Origin of the sequence: Alcaligenes faecalis (genome assembly GCF_041521385.1) — a bacterium.
GTDB lineage: Bacteria > Pseudomonadota > Gammaproteobacteria > Burkholderiales > Burkholderiaceae_B > Alcaligenes > Alcaligenes faecalis_E.
In genome coordinates this window covers 2,815,807-2,834,076 of record NZ_CP168006.1, presented here as the reverse complement: position 1 = coordinate 2,834,076, position 18,270 = coordinate 2,815,807, and the positions used below count along the sequence as shown (strand labels likewise).

Annotated in this window: 21 protein-coding genes; 8 read left to right on the top strand and 13 right to left on the bottom strand. The window is 56.6% G+C overall.

The window, feature by feature from the left end; translation table 11 throughout:
* Positions 1-16 precede the first annotated feature (16 nt).
* The 5 genes from ACDI13_RS12685 (at position 17) to ACDI13_RS12665 (ending at position 5,289) form a co-directional block, all read left to right on the top strand.
* Positions 17-1,525, top strand: coding sequence for a DHA2 family efflux MFS transporter permease subunit (locus ACDI13_RS12685; RefSeq protein ID WP_316990884.1), 1,509 nt, complete (start codon positions 17-19; stop codon positions 1,523-1,525).
* A 34-nt stretch (positions 1,526-1,559) separates the two neighbouring features.
* Positions 1,560-1,940 (top strand): RNA-binding S4 domain-containing protein, encoded by a 381-nt coding sequence (locus ACDI13_RS12680; RefSeq protein ID WP_316990885.1) that lies wholly within the window; start codon positions 1,560-1,562, stop codon positions 1,938-1,940.
* 433 nt (positions 1,941-2,373) lie between these two features.
* Complete coding sequence (locus ACDI13_RS12675) at positions 2,374-3,528, top strand: mandelate racemase/muconate lactonizing enzyme family protein (protein ID WP_316990886.1); 1,155 nt, start codon at positions 2,374-2,376, stop codon at positions 3,526-3,528.
* A gap of 29 nt (positions 3,529-3,557) precedes the next feature.
* On the top strand, positions 3,558-4,532 hold the full coding sequence (locus ACDI13_RS12670; protein WP_316990887.1) for a tripartite tricarboxylate transporter substrate binding protein: 975 nt from the start codon (positions 3,558-3,560) through the stop codon (positions 4,530-4,532).
* A gap of 115 nt (positions 4,533-4,647) precedes the next feature.
* Complete coding sequence (locus ACDI13_RS12665) at positions 4,648-5,289, top strand: HD domain-containing protein (protein ID WP_316990888.1); 642 nt, start codon at positions 4,648-4,650, stop codon at positions 5,287-5,289.
* Positions 5,290-5,494: 205 nt separating this feature from the next.
* Here ACDI13_RS12665 and ACDI13_RS12660 read toward each other — a convergent pair whose 3' ends face one another.
* The 5 genes from ACDI13_RS12660 to ACDI13_RS12640 form a co-directional block, all read right to left on the bottom strand.
* Complete coding sequence (locus tag ACDI13_RS12660; RefSeq protein WP_316990889.1) at positions 5,495-5,869, bottom strand: nucleotide pyrophosphohydrolase; 375 nt, start codon at positions 5,867-5,869, stop codon at positions 5,495-5,497.
* Positions 5,870-5,940: 71 nt separating this feature from the next.
* On the bottom strand, positions 5,941-6,402 hold the full coding sequence (locus ACDI13_RS12655) for a YaiI/YqxD family protein (RefSeq protein ID WP_316990890.1): 462 nt from the start codon (positions 6,400-6,402) through the stop codon (positions 5,941-5,943).
* A gap of 3 nt (positions 6,403-6,405) precedes the next feature.
* Positions 6,406-6,672: a hypothetical protein gene (locus ACDI13_RS12650; RefSeq protein ID WP_316990891.1), complete on the bottom strand. Its 267-nt coding sequence runs from the start codon at positions 6,670-6,672 to the stop codon at positions 6,406-6,408.
* Between the two features lie 374 nt (positions 6,673-7,046).
* A complete protein-coding gene (locus ACDI13_RS12645; RefSeq protein ID WP_094195522.1) occupies positions 7,047-7,328 on the bottom strand; it encodes a peptidylprolyl isomerase in 282 nt (93 codons plus the stop codon).
* 95 nt (positions 7,329-7,423) lie between these two features.
* Positions 7,424-8,131, bottom strand: coding sequence for a TerC family protein (locus ACDI13_RS12640; protein WP_316990117.1), 708 nt, complete (start codon positions 8,129-8,131; stop codon positions 7,424-7,426).
* A 29-nt stretch (positions 8,132-8,160) separates the two neighbouring features.
* Between ACDI13_RS12640 and ACDI13_RS12635 the strand changes: the two genes are divergently transcribed.
* Positions 8,161-8,424, top strand: a complete 264-nt coding sequence (locus ACDI13_RS12635) for a hypothetical protein (RefSeq protein ID WP_372372473.1) — start codon at positions 8,161-8,163, stop codon at positions 8,422-8,424.
* Positions 8,425-8,447: 23 nt separating this feature from the next.
* A complete protein-coding gene (locus tag ACDI13_RS12630; protein ID WP_372372472.1) occupies positions 8,448-8,669 on the top strand; it encodes a hypothetical protein in 222 nt (73 codons plus the stop codon).
* Between the two features lie 103 nt (positions 8,670-8,772).
* Here the strand turns inward: ACDI13_RS12630 and ACDI13_RS12625 are convergent, their stop codons facing one another.
* From ACDI13_RS12625 to ACDI13_RS12595, 7 genes are all read right to left on the bottom strand, one after another.
* Positions 8,773-9,582 carry a phosphodiesterase gene (locus tag ACDI13_RS12625; protein WP_316990119.1) on the bottom strand — a complete coding sequence of 270 codons (810 nt, stop codon included), beginning with the start codon at positions 9,580-9,582 and terminating at the stop codon, positions 8,773-8,775.
* A gap of 9 nt (positions 9,583-9,591) precedes the next feature.
* A complete protein-coding gene (locus tag ACDI13_RS12620; protein ID WP_316990120.1) occupies positions 9,592-10,434 on the bottom strand; it encodes a carbohydrate ABC transporter permease in 843 nt (280 codons plus the stop codon).
* The gene (locus ACDI13_RS12615; RefSeq protein WP_094195518.1) at positions 10,434-11,324 is read right to left on the bottom strand and encodes a carbohydrate ABC transporter permease; all 891 of its coding nucleotides are present in this window, start codon (positions 11,322-11,324) and stop codon (positions 10,434-10,436) included. Before ACDI13_RS12615 ends, ACDI13_RS12620 begins: the two co-directional genes overlap by 1 nt.
* 12 nt (positions 11,325-11,336) lie before the next feature.
* Entirely contained in the window at positions 11,337-12,599 is a 1,263-nt protein-coding gene (locus ACDI13_RS12610) for an ABC transporter substrate-binding protein (protein WP_316990121.1), read from the bottom strand.
* A 19-nt stretch (positions 12,600-12,618) separates the two neighbouring features.
* The gene (locus tag ACDI13_RS12605) at positions 12,619-13,719 is read right to left on the bottom strand and encodes an ABC transporter ATP-binding protein (RefSeq protein WP_316990122.1); all 1,101 of its coding nucleotides are present in this window, start codon (positions 13,717-13,719) and stop codon (positions 12,619-12,621) included.
* Complete coding sequence (locus ACDI13_RS12600) at positions 13,716-14,486, bottom strand: DeoR/GlpR family DNA-binding transcription regulator (protein ID WP_094195515.1); 771 nt, start codon at positions 14,484-14,486, stop codon at positions 13,716-13,718. Before ACDI13_RS12600 ends, ACDI13_RS12605 begins: the two co-directional genes overlap by 4 nt.
* A gap of 165 nt (positions 14,487-14,651) precedes the next feature.
* Entirely contained in the window at positions 14,652-16,514 is a 1,863-nt protein-coding gene (locus ACDI13_RS12595; protein WP_316990123.1) for an amidohydrolase, read from the bottom strand.
* A 195-nt stretch (positions 16,515-16,709) separates the two neighbouring features.
* On the opposite strand from ACDI13_RS12595, the gene ACDI13_RS12590 reads away from it, so the two are divergent.
* A complete protein-coding gene (locus ACDI13_RS12590) occupies positions 16,710-16,808 on the top strand; it encodes an IS3 family transposase (RefSeq protein WP_372373124.1) in 99 nt (32 codons plus the stop codon).
* A gap of 65 nt (positions 16,809-16,873) precedes the next feature.
* Here the strand turns inward: ACDI13_RS12590 and ACDI13_RS12585 are convergent, their stop codons facing one another.
* Positions 16,874-18,247 carry an amino acid permease gene (locus ACDI13_RS12585; protein ID WP_316990124.1) on the bottom strand — a complete coding sequence of 458 codons (1,374 nt, stop codon included), beginning with the start codon at positions 18,245-18,247 and terminating at the stop codon, positions 16,874-16,876.
* Positions 18,248-18,270: the final 23 nt, after the last annotated feature.

Genomic DNA, 18,270 nt, shown 5'->3' with positions numbered 1-18,270 from the left:
ATTCTCATTTATTACCATGACACGCCGACTTGCTCTAACTATCGCTATTTACCTGGGAACTTTCATGGTCACCCTGGACATCAGCATCGTGAATCTTGCCTTGCCCCGCATGCAGCAAGCCCTGCAGACCGATATGGCCGGGCTGCAATGGATTGTGGATGCTTATGCGCTGTGCCTGTCCGCCTTCATGTTGTCCGCCGGGCTGCTGGGGGATCGCTACGGACGCAAGAAAAGCTGGCTGCTGGGCGTGCTGGCCTTTACCGTTGGTTCCATGATGTGCGCCCTGGCCGGTTCACTGAGCGCCCTGCTCTGGGGCCGCGTCGTGCAAGGCATGGCCGGGGCTTTGCTTATTCCCGGCGCCCTGTCCATCCTGACCCACGCCTTCCCGGACCCGGCCCAGCGTGCCCGTGTCATTGGCGGCTGGTCTTCCTTGAGCGCCCTGGCTCTGGTACTGGGCCCGATTCTGGGCGGGGTGCTGGTTGATGTGGCCGACTGGCCTTCGATCTTCAGTCTGAACCTGCCACTGGGTTTGCTGACATTAGGCTTGGGCATGTGGGGCATTCAGGAATCGGCCAACCCTGAACACGCGGCCTTCGACCCGATCGGCCAGTTGCTTAGCGTGATCTGGCTCGGCTCCCTGACCTATGGCCTGATTTGCGCGGGTGAACAAGGCTGGCATGCCACCGAAACGGTTCGCTCCCTGGGCGTGGCCGCAGTCACCTTCGTCGCGTTTATCTATGCCCAAAGCCGCGTCGCCCGCCCCTTGCTGCCTTTGAGCCTGTTTCGGGACTACCGCTTCAGCACCGCCAATATCGCCTCCTTTGTGCTGGGCTTTGCCGCCTATAGCAATGTGTTTTTCCTGTCCCTGTTCTTCCAGAATGCCCTGGGCTGGAGTGCCACCCAAACCGGCTGGGGGCTGGCTCCCCAATTCATCGGCATGGCCGTGCTGGCCTCCCGTTTCGGTGCCTTGAGCCAAGGCTTTGGACTGAAAATGATCCTGACTACGGGTTTTGGTCTGATGGCAGCCGGTTCCTGGCTAATGATGTTGCTGCAACCCGGCGCGTCCTACTGGATGGCCGGTGTTGCTTTGGCCGTACTGGGCATTGGCATGGGCTTGTCTGTTCCGGCATGCAGTACCTTGGTCATGAATCTGGTGCCGCGTGAGCGTTCCGGCATGGCATCAGCCACCACCAATGCCATCCGCCAAACCGGCATGACCTTGGGCGTTGCCCTGCTGGCTTCCTTGATGAGCCAAGGCGCCGTCAGCTCCTTGTCCAGCCGTCTTGATCCGATCAATCCCATGCGGGAACAGGCACAGCACATCATTAGCTCCGGCCAGGTAAATCTGCCTGCCTCGGCAGACTCCTTATTCTGGATGCACGCCATTCAGCACGCCTGGGCAGACGGCTTCCACCGTGTCATGTTCTGGGCTGGATTGCTGGCCGTCTTCAGTCTGATTCTACTGCTGCGTCTGCGTTTGCCTCGTGTGCAGGCAGCTTCTGCCACTGCGGTGGAGCTGCATTAAGCCCGACTCTGGCAGACTGGATTTACAATAGCGCATGGACAAATTACGACTGGATAAATGGCTCTGGGCAGCGCGCTTTTACAAGACGCGTAGCCTGGCCTCTGAAGAGATCACCAAAGGGCGGGTTTTGCTGAATCAGCAAAGCACCAAGCCTGCTCGCGAAGTCTCCATTGGTGATGTGATTACCCTGCGCAAAGAAACGCCAGCCATGGAGGTTCATGTCACCGCATTAAGCGGCGTGCGTGGCCCTGCCCCGGTTGCCCGCCAGTTGTATCAGGAAACGGAAGAAAGCAGCACACGACGTACACAGGCCGCCGAACAACGCCGTCTGGCACCGGAACCTGCGCTGGACTTTGATGCTGGCCGTCCAACGAAAAAGGATCGCCGTCAGATGCAGTTGCTGCGGGGGAAATAGACCGCCCCCTGCTCATACTTCGCGCGACTGAAAAAACCCTGCCACGCTTTTCTGCTTGGCAGGGTTTTTTATGAATGGTTCTTTCGATGAGCCTATCAACAGCGTTTCACGAAGATCTGGACAGGGAGTAACACCCGCTACTGCTTACCTCCTCACAGCCCTGTCTAGCTACTAATTCAGCCAGTCTCTGCGCTGCTTCCAAGTTCCCCATAAAAGGTCTGGACTCCCGCCTCCCAAAGAATCTCCCGATACTGAAAACCCTCCACTAAAGAGCTTCCGGAAAGCTCTGAAAACCCTTTTTGATATATCAGATTACTCTTTTATATATCAATAAAATCAAGGGTTTACACCATTGATCACGCTTGCAACAAAACGCTATAAACCTAAAACAATTACATGCAAACGCATTCAAAAAGCGTGAGGAGACAGGAAAATGAAGATCACGGCAGTACGCGCCATTCCCTTGAACGTACCTTTCAAGTTCGATAGCGCGGGCATCCAAAAACCCACCAACCTGGCCATCTGTCATGTGGAAATCGAGACCGATGAAGGCATCACCGGCTATGGACTGAGCGCCATTACCGAAGAGCACCCCGTTGCCAGCACCATCAACGATATTCTGGCTAGCGACCTGATCGGGCAAGACCCCTTGAACACCGAGCGCCTGTGGGACCGCATGTACTGGAACGTATGCCCCCGCGGCCAGACGGGCTATGCCATGCACGCCATCTCTGCCCTGGACATCGCCCTATGGGACATCAAGGGCAAAGCCCTGGGTCTGCCGGTATGGAAACTGCTGGGGGGCGCTCGTGAAAAAGTCCCTGCCTACGCAACCTTCGGCTTCGCCTTTCTGGGCGAAGAAGAGTTGATCAAGGTGGCACGCGACTGCGTGGATCAAGGCTTCAAGGGCTTGAAGATGGTGGTAGGCCATCACGGTCTGCAACGTCGCGACGAACCGCGCCCGCTGGCCGACCTGATCCACCAGGACATGCGCCGCATGAGTCTGGTGCGCGAGGCCATTCCCGCCGACACTGCGCTGTACATCGACGGCAATTGCAGCCTGGACTATGTGCACGCCAAGGCCATCGCCCGCCATGCCCGTGATCTGGACGTCGTTTTTTTTGAAGAACCCATTACCCAGAACGACACGGGCCGCTTGCGTGAACTGCGCCAAAGCACGGGCATCACTATTGCCGCTGGTCAGAACGAAGGCCAGTCCTATCGCTTCCGGGATCTGCTGATGCAGCAGGCCGTGGATATTCTGCAGCCCAATGTGCTGATCTCCGGCGGTTTCACCCAGTCCCGCAAGATCTTCGCCCTGGCAGAAAGCTTTAACGCGTCTGTCGCCAATGGCGGGGCCTTCCCCTCTCACAACGGTCACCTGCACTGCGGTTTGTTAAATGGCGGCGATGTGGAATGGCATCTGGCGGCCAGTGCCATGATGGCCGAAATCTACACCGGCCTGCCTCAGCCCGAACAAGGCTGGCTGCGCATGCCCGACGCCCCCGGCCTGGGGCTGGCACCACGACAAGATCAAATCGACAAGCTGCGCAGCAACCCCGGCAGCCTGGGCTCCGGCAAAGGCTAAACCGACGACTACCGAGGAGGTAAAAAAACATGAAACCCTGGTCCCGTGTTGTACTTGCCCTCAGTTTTATCTTTGCTGCCGCGCCCCAAAGCTGGGCAGCGCCCCCCGCCTGGGCCGAGCGCCCGGTGCGGCTGATCGTCCCCTCCGCCGCAGGCGGTTCGGGCGATACCCTGGCCCGTCCCCTGGCCGAAGCACTGGGCAATGAAATTGGTCAAACCGTTGTGGTAGAAAATAAAGGAGGAGTCGGCGGCGTGCTGGGTGCCAGCATGGTGGCTAACTCCAGCCCCGCAGACAATCAGCTTTTGTTTGGTGCCGTGCATCACATGATTGCGCCTGCCGTGTTGAAAAATTTCCCCTACGACACCCGCAAAGACCTGAAAGCCGTCACCCTGATTGCTGCCATGCCCAATGTGCTGGTGGTGAACGCCAATTCACCCTATCACAGCGTGGAGGACCTGCTGGCCGCCGCCAAGCAAGGCGCTGGCGTGAACTATGGCACCAGCGGCGTCGCCACCATGCTGCATTTGATGGCAGGCAAGCTGGAAAAGAAAGCTGGCACCACCATGACCGCCGTGCACTACAAAGGCAGCGGCCCGGCGGTCATGGCGCTGATCAGTGGCGATCAGGTGGACTTCATGTTCGAGACCATGCCGTCGGCCGTGGCGCAGATACGCAATGGCCGCTTGCGCGCCCTGGCCGTTTCCAGCCCCGAACGCGCTCCTGCCTTGCCGGATGTACCTACCTTGAAGGAACTGGGCATGGACGAGATCAGCGCCCAGACCTGGTACGGGATTTTCATGCAAGGAGATGTGCCGGATGCCACTGTGCAAAGCGTGGCAGACAGCATCCATCGTGCCTTGAATACCGACAAGATCAAGGAAGTCTGGGAGGGGAACGGCGCAACACTGGTCACCAATAGCCCAGCCGAATTCACGGTCTACGTGGATCAGCAACTGAACTATTGGGCCGACTCGGTCAGTGACCTGGGGCTGAGTAACTTCTAACCCTACAAGCGTCAACTCGCCTTAAGGGCTGCCACTGGCGGCCCTTTTTCTTGAGCCTGTCCTGCCCCTCCTACTTCGCGTTATGCTGTGGCACCCTTTACAGCGAACCCTAGCCATGTCCAGCCTGTTTCACCCCTTTGAAGAGCTTGCCGCCCAACTCCTGCCCCACAGCAGCACCAGTCACAACGACGGCTCTCACGACCAATCGCACTTGCAGCGTGTTTGGAAGAACGTCTGTGCGATTCAGGACAAAGAAGGTGGGGATCTGCGGATTTTACTGGCCGCGACTTTGCTGCATGACTGCGTTGCTGTGGAAAAGAACTCGCCTTTGCGTTCACGCGCTTCCACGTTGGCCGCCGCACAGGCGCAGCATATTCTAAGCAAGATGGATTGGTCCGAGCAGGACTGCAAGGCCGTGGCTCAGGCCATTCAAAGCCACAGTTTTTCGGCAAACATACCGCCAGCCAGCCTGGAAGCCCGCATCTTGCAGGATGCAGACCGGCTGGATGCCATTGGGGCTTTAGGGATAGCTCGCTGCTTCTATACCGCGGGACGCATGGGCTCCAGCTTGTATGAGCCGGAAGATCCCAAAGCAGCGAATCGCCCTCTGGATGACAAGCACTACGCGCTGGATCACTTCCCGGCCAAATTACTCAAACTGGCCGATGGTTTTCAAACCGAACGGGGACAAGAAATCGCGCGTGAACGACACGCGCGAATGGAGCGGTTTGTGGGCGAAATGTTGGGGGAGATTTAAAAGCAGCTTCACCAATCAAGATGCTGGGCCCGAAGCTCCAAAGGCTCAGCCCTTCCTGCTTTAATCGATTCGTGCATGCCGGGGATGCTCATCAAAAACAGAGTCTCCTGAATCGCAGTCCACTCCGCTTCTGACATGAGCACTGCGGAACCATTAGCTTCCACCATCCGAATCGCGTGCGGGGGCTGACCGACGTATCTGCCGCTTACAGCTCCGTATATTTCTTGTTCGTCCCCCGCACCTTGTCGGCGGGGTATTTCTGGGCGTTTTTCACCAGCTTGCTGGTGACCGCTTCGTTCATGTCCACGCCCAGAACGAAGGCCAGACGGCTTAGATATATCTGCACATCGGCCAGTTCGTCACGCACGGCCTCGGCGGTTTTGGGGTCCTTCCCCACCTCGCGCGACTGGTCTTCTGTCAGCCATTGGAAGATCTCGATCAGCTCGCCCACTTCATTGGTCAGCGCCATGGCCAGATTTTTGGGGCTATGAAACTGGTCCCACTCACGCTCGCGGGCGAACTGGGCGACGGCCTCGTTCAGGCCAGTCAAATTCATCAGGGGGCGTTTTGCGTCTGTCATCCGGTAGGTCACTTTAAAAATTTGAATCCAGCGACAGACTCACACAAGGGCCGGGGAGATGGCAAGTCTGTTTACGATCTCACCACCGTTTTCAGGCTCATCATCAGGCGGTCCAGTGCGTTGGCAAACTCGCGCCGATCGGACTGGCTAAAGGGGGCTGGGCCTCCAATATCCACGCCGGTGCTGCGCAGTTCTTCCATCATGTCGCGCATGGCCAGGCGCTCGCCTATGCTGTTGGCGTCCAGGCGTTCACCCCTGGGAGTCAGGACCAGGGCTTTACGCTCCAGCACCTGGGCGGCCAGGGGGATGTCGGCGGTAATCACCAGATCTCCGACGCTGGCATGCTGAACGATGTAATCGTCTGCCACGTCAAAACCCCGCGCCACTTGCACCGCCCGCAACCAGGGCGATGGCGGGGTACGCAACATCTGGTTGGCCACCAGGATCACGTGGCAACTCCAACGCTGCCCAGCGCGATACAAAATTTCTTTGATGACTACCGGACAAGCATCCGCATCGACCCAGATCTGCATGAATTACAGGTCCAGGGCTTGAACCAACAAACGATCAATCACTTCATTGGTCGAGACGCCTTGCTCGGTAGCGCGAGCGCGCACGGCCTCAATGACGGGCTGAGTCAGCTTCACGGGAAAGGACACCAGGCCAGCAGCCTGATCCAGACGACGTTGTTCGCGTCGATCGGCCACGACGGAATCACCCGCAAAGCGTTGTGGCGTACCCGCTTTTTTTACATTGCTCAGCAGTTTAACGGCGCTGAGCTTTTCCATATCGGTGCGTTTCATGGGTTTTCTTTATAAGAATGGGCTGATTCGCTCAAGGCAAGCGAACCACACGGCGACAAGGCCGTTAGCCAGTATGGCAGGCATACTGCGCAGCTTGCGGGAAAATGTCCAGACTTTTTATGCATAAGCCCTGATAATCAACGCATTAGCTGGCACAAGCTGGCTTGTTTCACCAGGAAAGAGACAAAAAAGCAGCTTCTTTATCGGGTGCCACGTCGGTTTTAAGGGCGACTCCATGCTTGCCTGGCCCGTCAGCCTCAGAAACAGCCAAATCCGACTTCTACTCAATCGTCATCAGCCACCTGTTGCCTGTTGCCAAAGCCCATCATGCACAAAAAAACCCGCCGAAGCGGGTTCTTATTGGCCTGATCGTATCAGTCCTGACGTGCAGTCACTTCTACCAGATGGTAGCCGAACTGAGTCTTGACAGGGCCTTGCACAACGCCAACGGGGGCGCTGAACACAACCTGATCGAACTCGGGCACCATTTGGCCACGGCCAAATGTTCCCAGCTCACCGCCCATGCGGGCCGATGGGCAGCTGGAATTTTCCTTGGCCACCTGAGCAAAGTCAGAACCACCTTCGATCGCGGTTTTCAGTTCGTTCGCTTTCTCTTCGGTGCTGACCAGAATGTGGCGTGCGGAGGCTTGTGCCATGGTGTACTCCTTTTTTAGACAATCGTTTGAGCTTAACCCAGAACCAGGCCGGAAGCGAAGCCCCCGGCGCCGGTTCTACACCTGTTGTTTCAATTTCAGGCCTGGGCAGCTTGCTTGCGCTTGCGGGCAGCCAAACCATGACCCAAAGCCACAATCAGCAAAGCACCCGCCACTTCTGCAGCCAACTTGACCGTGGTGCTGGGCTCACCAAAGTACTCGATGTATTTAACATCTGTCACCAGCATGCCGCCAGCAATCCAGCCCAGCAACGCAGCACCCAGCGTCACAACCATAGGGAAGCGGTCGATCAGCTTCAACACCAAGGTACTGCCCCAGATAATAATAGGCACACTGACCACCAGACCGAAAATCACCAAACCAATCTGATGCTCTGGCGCCGCGGTTTGCGCAGCACCCGCAATTGCGATCACATTGTCCAGACTCATCACAAAGTCCGCAATAATGATGGTCTTGATGGCTTTCCACAAGGTGGCACCACCCTCAACATTACCGTGACCATCTTCTTCAGGAATCAAGAGCTTGACGCCAATCCAGACCAGCAACAAGGCACCGACCACTTTCAGATAAGGTACGGACAGCAAGGTCAAGGCAAAGGCAATCAGGACAACACGCAAGCCAATCGCACCGGCCGTACCCCACAAAATACCTTTCACGCGCTGTTTGGCCGGCAAATTACGGCAAGCCAATGCAATAACCACGGCGTTATCGCCCCCCAGCAATATATCGATCAAAATGATCTGAAATACTGCCGCCCAACTCATCGTCTGCAAAAACTCCATCATAGGTAAGACCGCCTTTTTATATTGTTTGATTGAACGCTGACGACCATCTTGCAGAACTGTACAACGAAAAAATGACGGGCGTTGTACAAAACAAAAATGGCCTGATCCATTATGGACACAGGCCATCTCTTTGTAGAGGATGCACCTTGCCCGTTAATGGCAAGGTCTTGCTTGCAACCCTGAGATTGCCCGGGCACCGGGAATACGTGAAAGACACAAATTACCGTGATGACGATGCGCCGGAAAGTAAGCTACTCCCCCTGATAGTTCGCAAGTATAACGATCTTGCGTGAAACAACAAAGCTTTTCGCCGGACATGGCGCTTTTTCGCGGCAAGTTCCTGATCGGCGTTGCACGCTCGCCTCACGCCATGATCGAGCGGATGAGTCGCTACGACTTCAGCAAACAGTTGACAGCCACCTTGAACATCAACAATCTGTTCAACCGCAAATACCTGAGCGCGCTGGATCAGACCTTCTACACCGGCTACTACGGTGCACCGCGAAATGCCATGCTGAACCTGCACTATTCCTTCTAAGCAGCACAAGGCCAGCTCGTAAACACGGCCCCCAATCTCTGGAGTGCCTCCAGGAATCGGGAGCCGTGTTCAACAAGGCAGCACTGTTATGGCACAGCGTGGATCAAATGCACTTCAAGGCACGTAAATTGCCGGTGTACGGGAAGCGCAGCTCCTCATATCCAAAGGGCTGAAAATGCACCGTCAAACCATCTGCGTTGGGCAAGATCACCGCATAGCTGGCCGGCTCAAAGGTGGACGTGGCCGCCCCCTCACGCTCCAGATCCAGTTCATGCTGATGGTTGGTCCCATTCACCGTCACAAAATGCAGGCCATTCCATACGCCGCTGGCGCAGCGATGCACATGGCCAGAGAACAAATGCACGGGAGCAGGATGCGCCTTCAAGACAGGCAATAGATCCGGGGCATTGCTCAAACGCAGCCAGTCCATGGACGGGTACTGCAAGGCAGGCAAAGGATGGTGGGAAAACAGCATCGCCGGCCCGCTATGCGCCGCCAGCTCCTGCTGCAACCACTCCAGACGCCGCGTACACAAATAACCGTTGGTGTAGCCGTCCTCCAAGGTATCCAGATAAATCAGACGCCAGTCACCCATAGTTTCCGCGTGCTGCACAAAACCGGGCAAATCGCTTATGGCCTGTGGAAACACGCTCTGAAACGCACTGCGGCTGTCATGGTTGCCCATCATCAGACGCACAGGTGGAATCAAGTCCTGCAAGCCTTCGCGCAGACGCTCGTATGCACGTGGATGACCAGCGTGGGTCAGGTCCCCCGTCAGCACACACAAATCCGCATCGGCGTGGTGGCGGTTCACGTGCTGCACGCAACTATGCAAGCGATCCAGAGGGTCCGAGCCAAACAACAGGCCATCGGGCGGGGTAATGTGCAGATCCGAAAACTGGATGATCTTCATCAGAATTCCTTAACGAATGCCGGCGCGTAAAAAGGCCTGCATGAACTGCTTTTGAAACAGCAAAAAGCCCAGCAAAAGCGGCAAGATAGTCATTAATGTGGCGGCACTGATCAGGGAGATACTGACACCACTTTCCGGTGCGCCAAACAGGGATAAGCCTACGGTCAACGGACGGGTGTGGTCAGAGCTGCTGATCACCAAGGGCCACAGAAAATTGTTCCAGTGCGTAGACGCCGACACCAGGGCATACGCCAGGTACACAGGCTTGACCAGCGGCACGTACACACGCCAGAGCACACCCAGGCGGCTGCATCCTTCCAGGCGCGCCGCGTCCTCCAGTTCACGTGGCACTTGCTTGAAAGCCTGACGCAACAAGAACACGCCAAAGGCACTGGCCATATAAGGCACACCCATGCCCCAGACCGTGTCCGTCCAGCCCAGCAAGGCCACCATGCGGTAGTTTTCGACAATCAGCACTTCGGGCAGGATGAACAACTGCAACAGCAGCAGCATGAACAGAAACTGGCTGCCAAAGAAACGAAAGCGGGCAAAGGCGTACGCGGCCAAGGTACACAGCACAAACTGTCCGACCAGAATGGTCAGCACCAGTACCGTGGTGTTGAAGATGTAGCGCAGCCAGGGCGCACGGTCCCAGGCGGCGGCAAAGTTATCCAACGTCCAGCCTGCGCTCCAGTCAAAGCTCAAGGCGGCGGACGGGTCGCGAAACGCAGCCCAGCACGCGTACAGCAAGGGGGCAATCCACAGCAGGGCCAAAGCGTGCGCCCCCACCGTGTCCAAAGATGGCAAACGCAGCGGGCGGCCAGGAGCAGTCAAAACGGTGTCCATGTTCATCACTGATAATGCACGCGTCGTTCAGCGTAGCGGAATTGAAAAATAGCGACGGCGCCCAGCCCCAGCAAGAGCACAACCGTCAGCACGGCGGCGCTAGGCGTATCCATATAAGCAAAGGCGGTTTCCCAGATCCAGTACAACATCAGCTTGGAGGCGTTATTGGGGCCACCCTTGGTCAAAATAAACAGGTGATCAACCAGCTTGACCGAGTTGATCAAGGCATTGATCAAAATGAACAAGGTCGTCGGTGCCAGCAAGGGCAGGAGTACGCGACGGCCATACTGCCAGCGCGTCGCCCCTTCCAGGCGGGCAGCATCACGCAGTTCGGGCGGAATGGTTTGCAAGGCGGCCAGATAAAAGATCATGAAAAAACCAGCTTCTTTCCAGATCGTCACCACCATGACCGCACCCAAGGCCGTTTGCGGCTGGCCCAGCCAGTTGGTGGCTCCGCCGCCAAACAGCTTGGCAATCTGATCCAGCAAACCCAGATCCGGCGTGTAGAAAAACAGCCATAGGTTCGCGGCGGCAATCATGGGCAGCATCGTGGGTGTGAAGTAAGCACAACGCACCCAGGCTCGCATGCTCATGGCCCGATTCGCCCACAAGGCCATCAGCAAGGCCAGAGCCATGGATACTGGGATCACAATGGCGGCATACCAAAGATTGTTCTTCAAAACCAGCCAAAAGGTGGGGTCCGCCAGCATGGCATCGTAGTTGTCCATGCCCACAAACTGGGCGGGACGACGAGCCGTACCTTTGCTCAACAGGCTGGACCAGAACGTGTGCAGCGCCGGGATAAAGGCAAACACGCTTAGCAGCACAAACAGCGGCGTCAACAAGAGGTAAGCAAATACCCACTCTTTACGCAGCACACGTAATGGTTCAGCCATTCCTACACCTGCTTAGTTGAAAGGACGCAGCAGACGGTCTGCGGCAGTCTGGGCTTGATCCAAGGCGTCTTTGGGCGTTTTGGCATTGGTCAACACGGCTTGCACGGCATTGGACAGCAGTTCACGGACACGTGCTGTTTCATAAGTGGCAAACTCGGGCGAGGCCACGGCCAACTGATCACGGGCAACAACAGCCTGCGGGAAGGTCGTGGCGTATTCGACCAGAGCAGGCGTTTCGTAGGCAGCAGGGCTGACACCCACATAGCCCGTGGCCATGGACCACTTGGCCGCACGCTCGGGCGCAGTCATCCAGCGCACAAAATCCAGCGCCGCTTTTTTCTGCTCGTCGTTAGCGCCCTTGAACAGGTAGAAGTTGCCACCGCCGGTAGGCGAAGCGGCTTTCTCCTTGGCAGGTAGCATGGCAACACCAAAGTCGAACTTGGCTTCATTCTTGACGGCTGTCAGGTTGCCCGTGGTGTGCCACATCATGGCTGTCTTGCCCTGGACAAAAGCCTGGCGCAGCGTACCCCATTCAATCGTGCCGGTGGGGCTGACTTTGTGCTTGTAGGCCAGGTCATGGAAGAACTGCAGGGCTTCTACCGACTTGGGATCATTAAAGTAGACCTGAGTGCCTTCTTCATTCATCAACTGACGGCCATTTTGCAATGCCATGGCCTGGAACATCCAGTAGGGGTAGCCCGTCGAGGGAATCATCAAACCGTGGTGCTGCTCGTTGGTCAGCTTCTGAGCCGTTTGCACCAGCTCGTCCCAGGTTTTGGGGGCTTGATCCGGATTCAGGCCCGCTTCACGGAACATGTCCTTGTTGTAGAACATGACGATGGTAGAACGCTGGAACGGAATGCCCCAGACCTTACCTTCCAAGGTGCCATTGGCCATCAAGGCGGGGTAAAAGCTTTTCAGCCAATCCTGGCTGGAAGCGTCCTGAGCCACATCGCTAAAGGCTTCAACCAGGCCTTGCTCTACCAGATCATGGGTGTCCAGTGCGCCCAGTACAGACAGTTGCACTGGCTCGCCTGCGCGCAGGGCCGACAAGGCACGCACACGGGTTTCATCGTAGTTGCCGGAGTACACGGCTTTTACTGTGACTTCCGGGTTTTGGGCCTGGTAGTCCTTGATCATTCCATCGACCACATCGGTCAATGGACCTCCCACGGCAATGGGGTAATACATGGTCAATTCCACCGCGCTATGGGCATTGGCGCCCAGGCTCATCAGCAAGGCGCTGGAGGTGGCAAGCAAACAATTCTTCAACATGGGTAGACTCGCAGTACGTTTAGGGAAGAACAGCAGGAAGAGCAGAAAAAGGAGCAGCAGTCAGCGCATCCGCAGACAGCAGGCGAGCCCCGCTGTCCTGGTTAAAGTAGAAAGCGTGGGCGGGATTCCAGCTCAAACCACAGCGAGCGCCCGCCTGGACGCTGCGGCTGTGCGGGGCGCGCACGATCAAGGTATGGCCATCATCAAGCTGCACATACACATAGGCATCAGCCCCCTGAAACTCCTGATGCACCACAGTGGCGGCCACATGCTGTTCGCCCGCGTCGTGCAAGCTCAGGTTTTCGGGACGTACGCCCACCAGTACACGATGTGGCTGGTCGTACTGACGACGCGACGGCCACAGTTCCACAGGAACGTGGTCGCTGTGAATCATCATCATGGGTGGGCTGCCGATAAAACCGGCGGTAAAGACGCTATTGGGCTGACCGTACAAATCCTGGGCACTGCCTTGCTGCTCGATATTCCCAGCATTGAGCAACACCACGTGATCGGCCATGCCCATGGCTTCGGTCTGGTCGTGGGTAACGTAGACCACCGTCAGACCCAGACGCTGCTGCAAGGAGCGGATTTCATGGCGCACGGTATGACGCAGCTTGGCATCCAGGTTCGAGAGCGGTTCGTCCATCAAACAGATACGATGACCCGACACGATGCTGCGCGCCAGGGCTACACGCTGTCGTTGTCCGCCCGAGAGCTGGCCGGGCTTGCGCTCTTCCAGCCCCTCCAGATTGGTCAAGGCCAAGGCTTCGCGCAGACGCTCTTTTTGTTGCTGACGATCAGCACGGCGTACTTGCAACCCGAACAAGATGTTGTCGGCCACATTCAGATGCGGGAACAAGGCGTAGGACTGAAACACCATGCTCAGGCCACGCTTGGCAGGCTCCATATGGGTGGCATCTTGCCCATTGATCAGGAGACGCCCCTGATCGGGTGTTTCCAGCCCGGCTATGATGCGTAGCAAGGTAGACTTGCCGCAGCCCGACGGCCCGAGCAAGGCCGTGAACTTGCCTTCCTGAATGGACAGGTCCATTTGCTTGAGCACAGCCTGCTCACCCCAGGCTTTGCCGATACCTTGCAACTCGATAGCAGCGCGACTCATGCCTGCACCTCATCGGCAATCACCACCTGGACACGCGCCGGAATCTGCTCGCGGTAAGGCTCGGGAATGGGCTGGTCGCTGACCAGAATATCCACATCATCCAAGGAGCCGCTACGCACAGGCGCACGACGGCCAAACTTGGTGTGATCCAGCACCAGAATCCGCACCCGGCAATTGCCGCGCAGGGCTTTGTGGCAATCGGACTCGGCCATATCAAAGTCCAGCAAGGCACCGTCCGAATCAAAGCCCCCTACCCCGGACACGCCAAAGTCGGCCTTGAAGCTGTTGAACAGGCGCTCGGCACCAGGGCCCAGAATTTCAGGATTGGGTTGACGCAGCTCACCCCCTGTCAGCACGACGCGGTGGCTCATATTGTGAGACAGCGCCAAGGCCGCACTGATGTTATTGGTGACCACGGTTAAGTCACGATGATCGGCCAGCGCCAAGGCAACTTGTTCAGGCGTGGTGCCAAAACCCAGCAGCAGGCTGGCACCAGGAGGAATCAATTGAGCAACCGCTCGCCCAATACGGGCCTTGGCTTGCAAATGGGTAATGCGTCGCGTCTGAAAAGGCGCATTGCGCTCGACCACGTTCAGCTCGGCACCACCATGGCGGCGGCGCACCAGATCGGCTTCATACAAGTGGTTCAGGTCGCGCCGTATGGTCTGGGGTGTCACCCCGAAATGCGCGGCCAAGCCATCGACTGACACGGCCCCTTGGGCGGCCAGCAAATCCACAATAATGCTTTGCCTGACAGAAAGGTTCATAACACGGCATCTAGGTTTCGTTTGAATACCCGGCAGTGTAAGAACGCGACGTTACGACTCGGTGACGCTCAGATGAAAGTTTTATGACGCCAAAATGTTCATGTGAACATATTGGTGTCTGAACCGGGCAGCCAAGCTGCCCGGATGTCCGACCTAAAAACGGCCTTACTCCAAGCCTTGCAGCAAGGCGCCCATTAACAACTCCGGCCCATGACCATGATCCGACGAGCCGGCCTCATGAGCCTGATGCTGCCACTCATTCAAAAAGCGGGAAATCATCTCTCCAGTCTGTAACTGGCTAAGCCGTTCGCCCTCTGAGGCCTTGCCCTGCTCATAGATCAGTTTGCCTCGCTTGATCGTCTGAATGACCTCCAGGGTCGCCAATTGCTCCGGGTCAATCGCTGTCGGATCCTGAGACAGAACCACCAAGTCCGCCACCTTACCCGGCTCAATCGAGCCTTTCTCCTTTTCCTCAAAATGCTGGTACGCCGGCCAGATTGTCATGGCTTTGAGCGCCGTCGGCACATCTACCCGCTGATCCGGGCCCAGGATGTCACCGGATCGGGAGCGACGCGTCACCGTGGCTGACAACACGCGCATCGAGTTCGGAAAGGCCACGGGTGCATCATGATGGGAAGAGAACATCAGGCCATGCTCGCGTACCCAGCCAGTGGGGGAAATATTATCGGCATTGACCGGCCCCACTGTGCGATCACGGTGCCAATCTCCCCAGTAAAAGGTGTGCATGGGAAACAAGGACGGAAACACATCCAGCTCGGCAATGGTAGCCACCTGATCCCGACGCAAGAACTGCCCATGGATCAATACCGCACGACGATCCTGGGGGCCGTATTTCTCGCGTGCGGTTTTAATGGCCGCCAGCAGCAGATCTGATGCTCCCTCACCATTGGAGTGCGTCAGGATCTGTATTCCATTCTTGAAGGCCCAATCCACCGACTCAAACACCTGATCAGGCGTTGCAGCCACGTAACCTCGATAATCGGCCCGGTAGCCGGCAGGCGGATTGTAATAAGGACGATCACGGTAAGCGGTAAAGCCTTGTGGCGAACCATCAATGGTCAACTTGGCGCCTGCCACCCGAAATCCGTCGGTGTACTCCCGCGATGCGTTGCGTAGAATAAAATCCCGATCCTGCAAGATATCGACATACGTGGCGACATCAATATCAATCTTGCCGGCCTTGGCGGCCGCTTGCATCAAAGGAACAATGCTGGAGGTTGCCCGCCCTTCCTGCCCGGTTGTGTACCCATAGCGTTTGAGCAGATCGGTTCCGGCCACAAACAAAGCCTGAGCCTGCTCCGGCTTGAGTTTGCCCATCTGGCTGGCCACCCCGGAGAAAAACGCCATTTCCTCCAGCACGCCGTTCGGCTCCTGACTGCCCTCTTCCCGACGGATCACGCCACCCTCCGGATTAGGGGTCTGGGCCGTAATACCCGCCATTTCAAGTGCCTTGCTATTCAACACACCGATATGACTGGACTGGTGAATGATGACGATGGGCAAAGACTCAGAGACCGCATCCAGATCATGACGGGTGGGATGCCGCTGCTCCGCCAACTGGGCATCGTCGTATCCAAAACCCAGAATCAGCCCGACTTGCCGGGTCTGGCCTTGCTCATCGAGCCACTGCTTCAGCGTTTCCTGCAAACTCTGGATGTCTTTCACTTGGCCATCGGGGGCCGCCAACAAATTGGCTGACATGGCTTGCACGCCAATCATGAACGCATGCCCATGCGCATCGACAAAGCCCGGCAACAATGCCTTGCCTTGCAAGTCAATCGTATTCGTCCCAGCGCCTTTGTAAGCCTGCATCGCCTGCAGTGTGCCTACATCCAGAATACGCCCCTCCTTGATCGCCACCGCCTCTGCGGTCGGCTGACGATCGTTCATCGTCAGCACCGGCCCGCCCATCCAGATTTGATCGGCAACTTCCGCCGACCAAGCCGGTGCGCTCAGCAAGACACTCCCGGCCAGAACAGGTACTTTCAATAGGCTTTTAAACGACATGTGCTCCCCTTTTTGGCTTAACAAAAGTTGTCGATTCTTTTAATTTGCCACAAAAAGCTACATATCGTCCTGCTTTATCTTCACGCAGCGACACATTCGCTATGCATCGAACACAGGTAATAAACCACCTGTTGCCATGGCCAATTACCTGGACAAGGCCTCCATGGAACGCGTCTTCGGCCCCCTTAACACCGAATACGGCCATGCCTTCACGACGACAACCATGAACGTATCCAGCTCAAACCAAAAGGCCTGAATCCGGTGCAATACCGGACTCAGGCCTTCGGACCTTGATATTCAAACGGCCCAAGCTCTTGAGATCAGTTCAACAGCAAGGGTTTATGGCGCCAGTGCAACCATTAAGAACTACGGGTTCGTGCCCGCACCAGGTAAGCACCAATCAGGATCAGCAAAAACGGCACCCCAAACAACAGGGTGTAATGGAAGATATCGATGAACCAGGTCGTCACCAAAATCGCCACAATGCCGATCAGCCCCAATAAGGTACCAATAGGATAGGCAGGCATACGAAAGCGCAGTTGCACACCATCCTGAGCCACGCGGCGGCGAAAGAACAAATGAGTCAGAAAGATCATGCCCCAAGTGAACAAGGCGCCAAACATAGACAAGGCTATCATCACCGGAAAGGCGGTTTCCGGATTGTAGGCATACACTACTGCAGCCACAGCCACACCGCTGGCCGACAAGGCCAGAGCATTCAAAGGCACACCATTGCGCGCCACCTTACCCAAGGCGGCAGGCGCATCACCGGCACGCGACAGGCTGAACATCATGCGAGTCGAGATATAGAGCATGCTGTTCATGGCCGACAAGGCCGCAATGATCACAATAAAGTTCAGGATGCTGTCTGCGTAAGGAATACCCACGGACTGCATCACGGTAATAAAAGGACTGGTCGTGCCTTCGGCAACCAGCACCTGCCAAGGCACCAGCATCACGATCAGGGACAAGGACAGCAGATAGAAAATGATCAAACGCCAGATCGTGGCCTTGAAAGCCTGGCGCACGGCTTGCTCGGGGTTCTCGGCCTCGCCCGCCGCCACCGCAATCATCTCGATACTCAGATAACTGAAGATGGAAATAATCACGCCTACCCACACCCCATACCAGCCATTGGGCATGAAACCACCCTGACCAAACAGGTTTTCCTGCACCTGCGCAGGCTTGTAATAGCCCGTCAACATACCAATCGCCAGCACGATGAACGCGATAATCGCGAACACCTTGATCAAGGCAAACCAATACTCCACCGAACCAAACGCCTTGACACTGTAGGCATTGACGGCAATCAGCACGGCCGAGAAAAAGGCGATCCAGATCCAGGGCGAGACCTCCGGAAACCAGAACTTCATATAGTCCGCGACCGCCGTCACCTCTGTGCCCACCGCCAGAACAATGCAGGCCCAATAGCTATAGCGCACCAAAAACCCAGCCAGCGGGTGAATGTAGAACTCCGCATAGGCCCCAAAGGAACCCGATGTGGGATGTTCTACGGTCATCTCGGCCAGGCAGCCCATCAGGAACAGGGCAATGAGGCCACCAATGACATAGCTCAACACCACACCAGGGCCGGCAAAACCAATAGCAAATTTGCTGCCCAGGAACAAGCCGGTACCAATGGCGCCCCCGATCGCAATCATGCTCATTTGGCGGGCGCTCAGTTTTTTATGCAGCCCGGCCTCACGCGATTGAATTTGCTCAAATCGACTCATGTCTCATCCTTATGATTATTGTT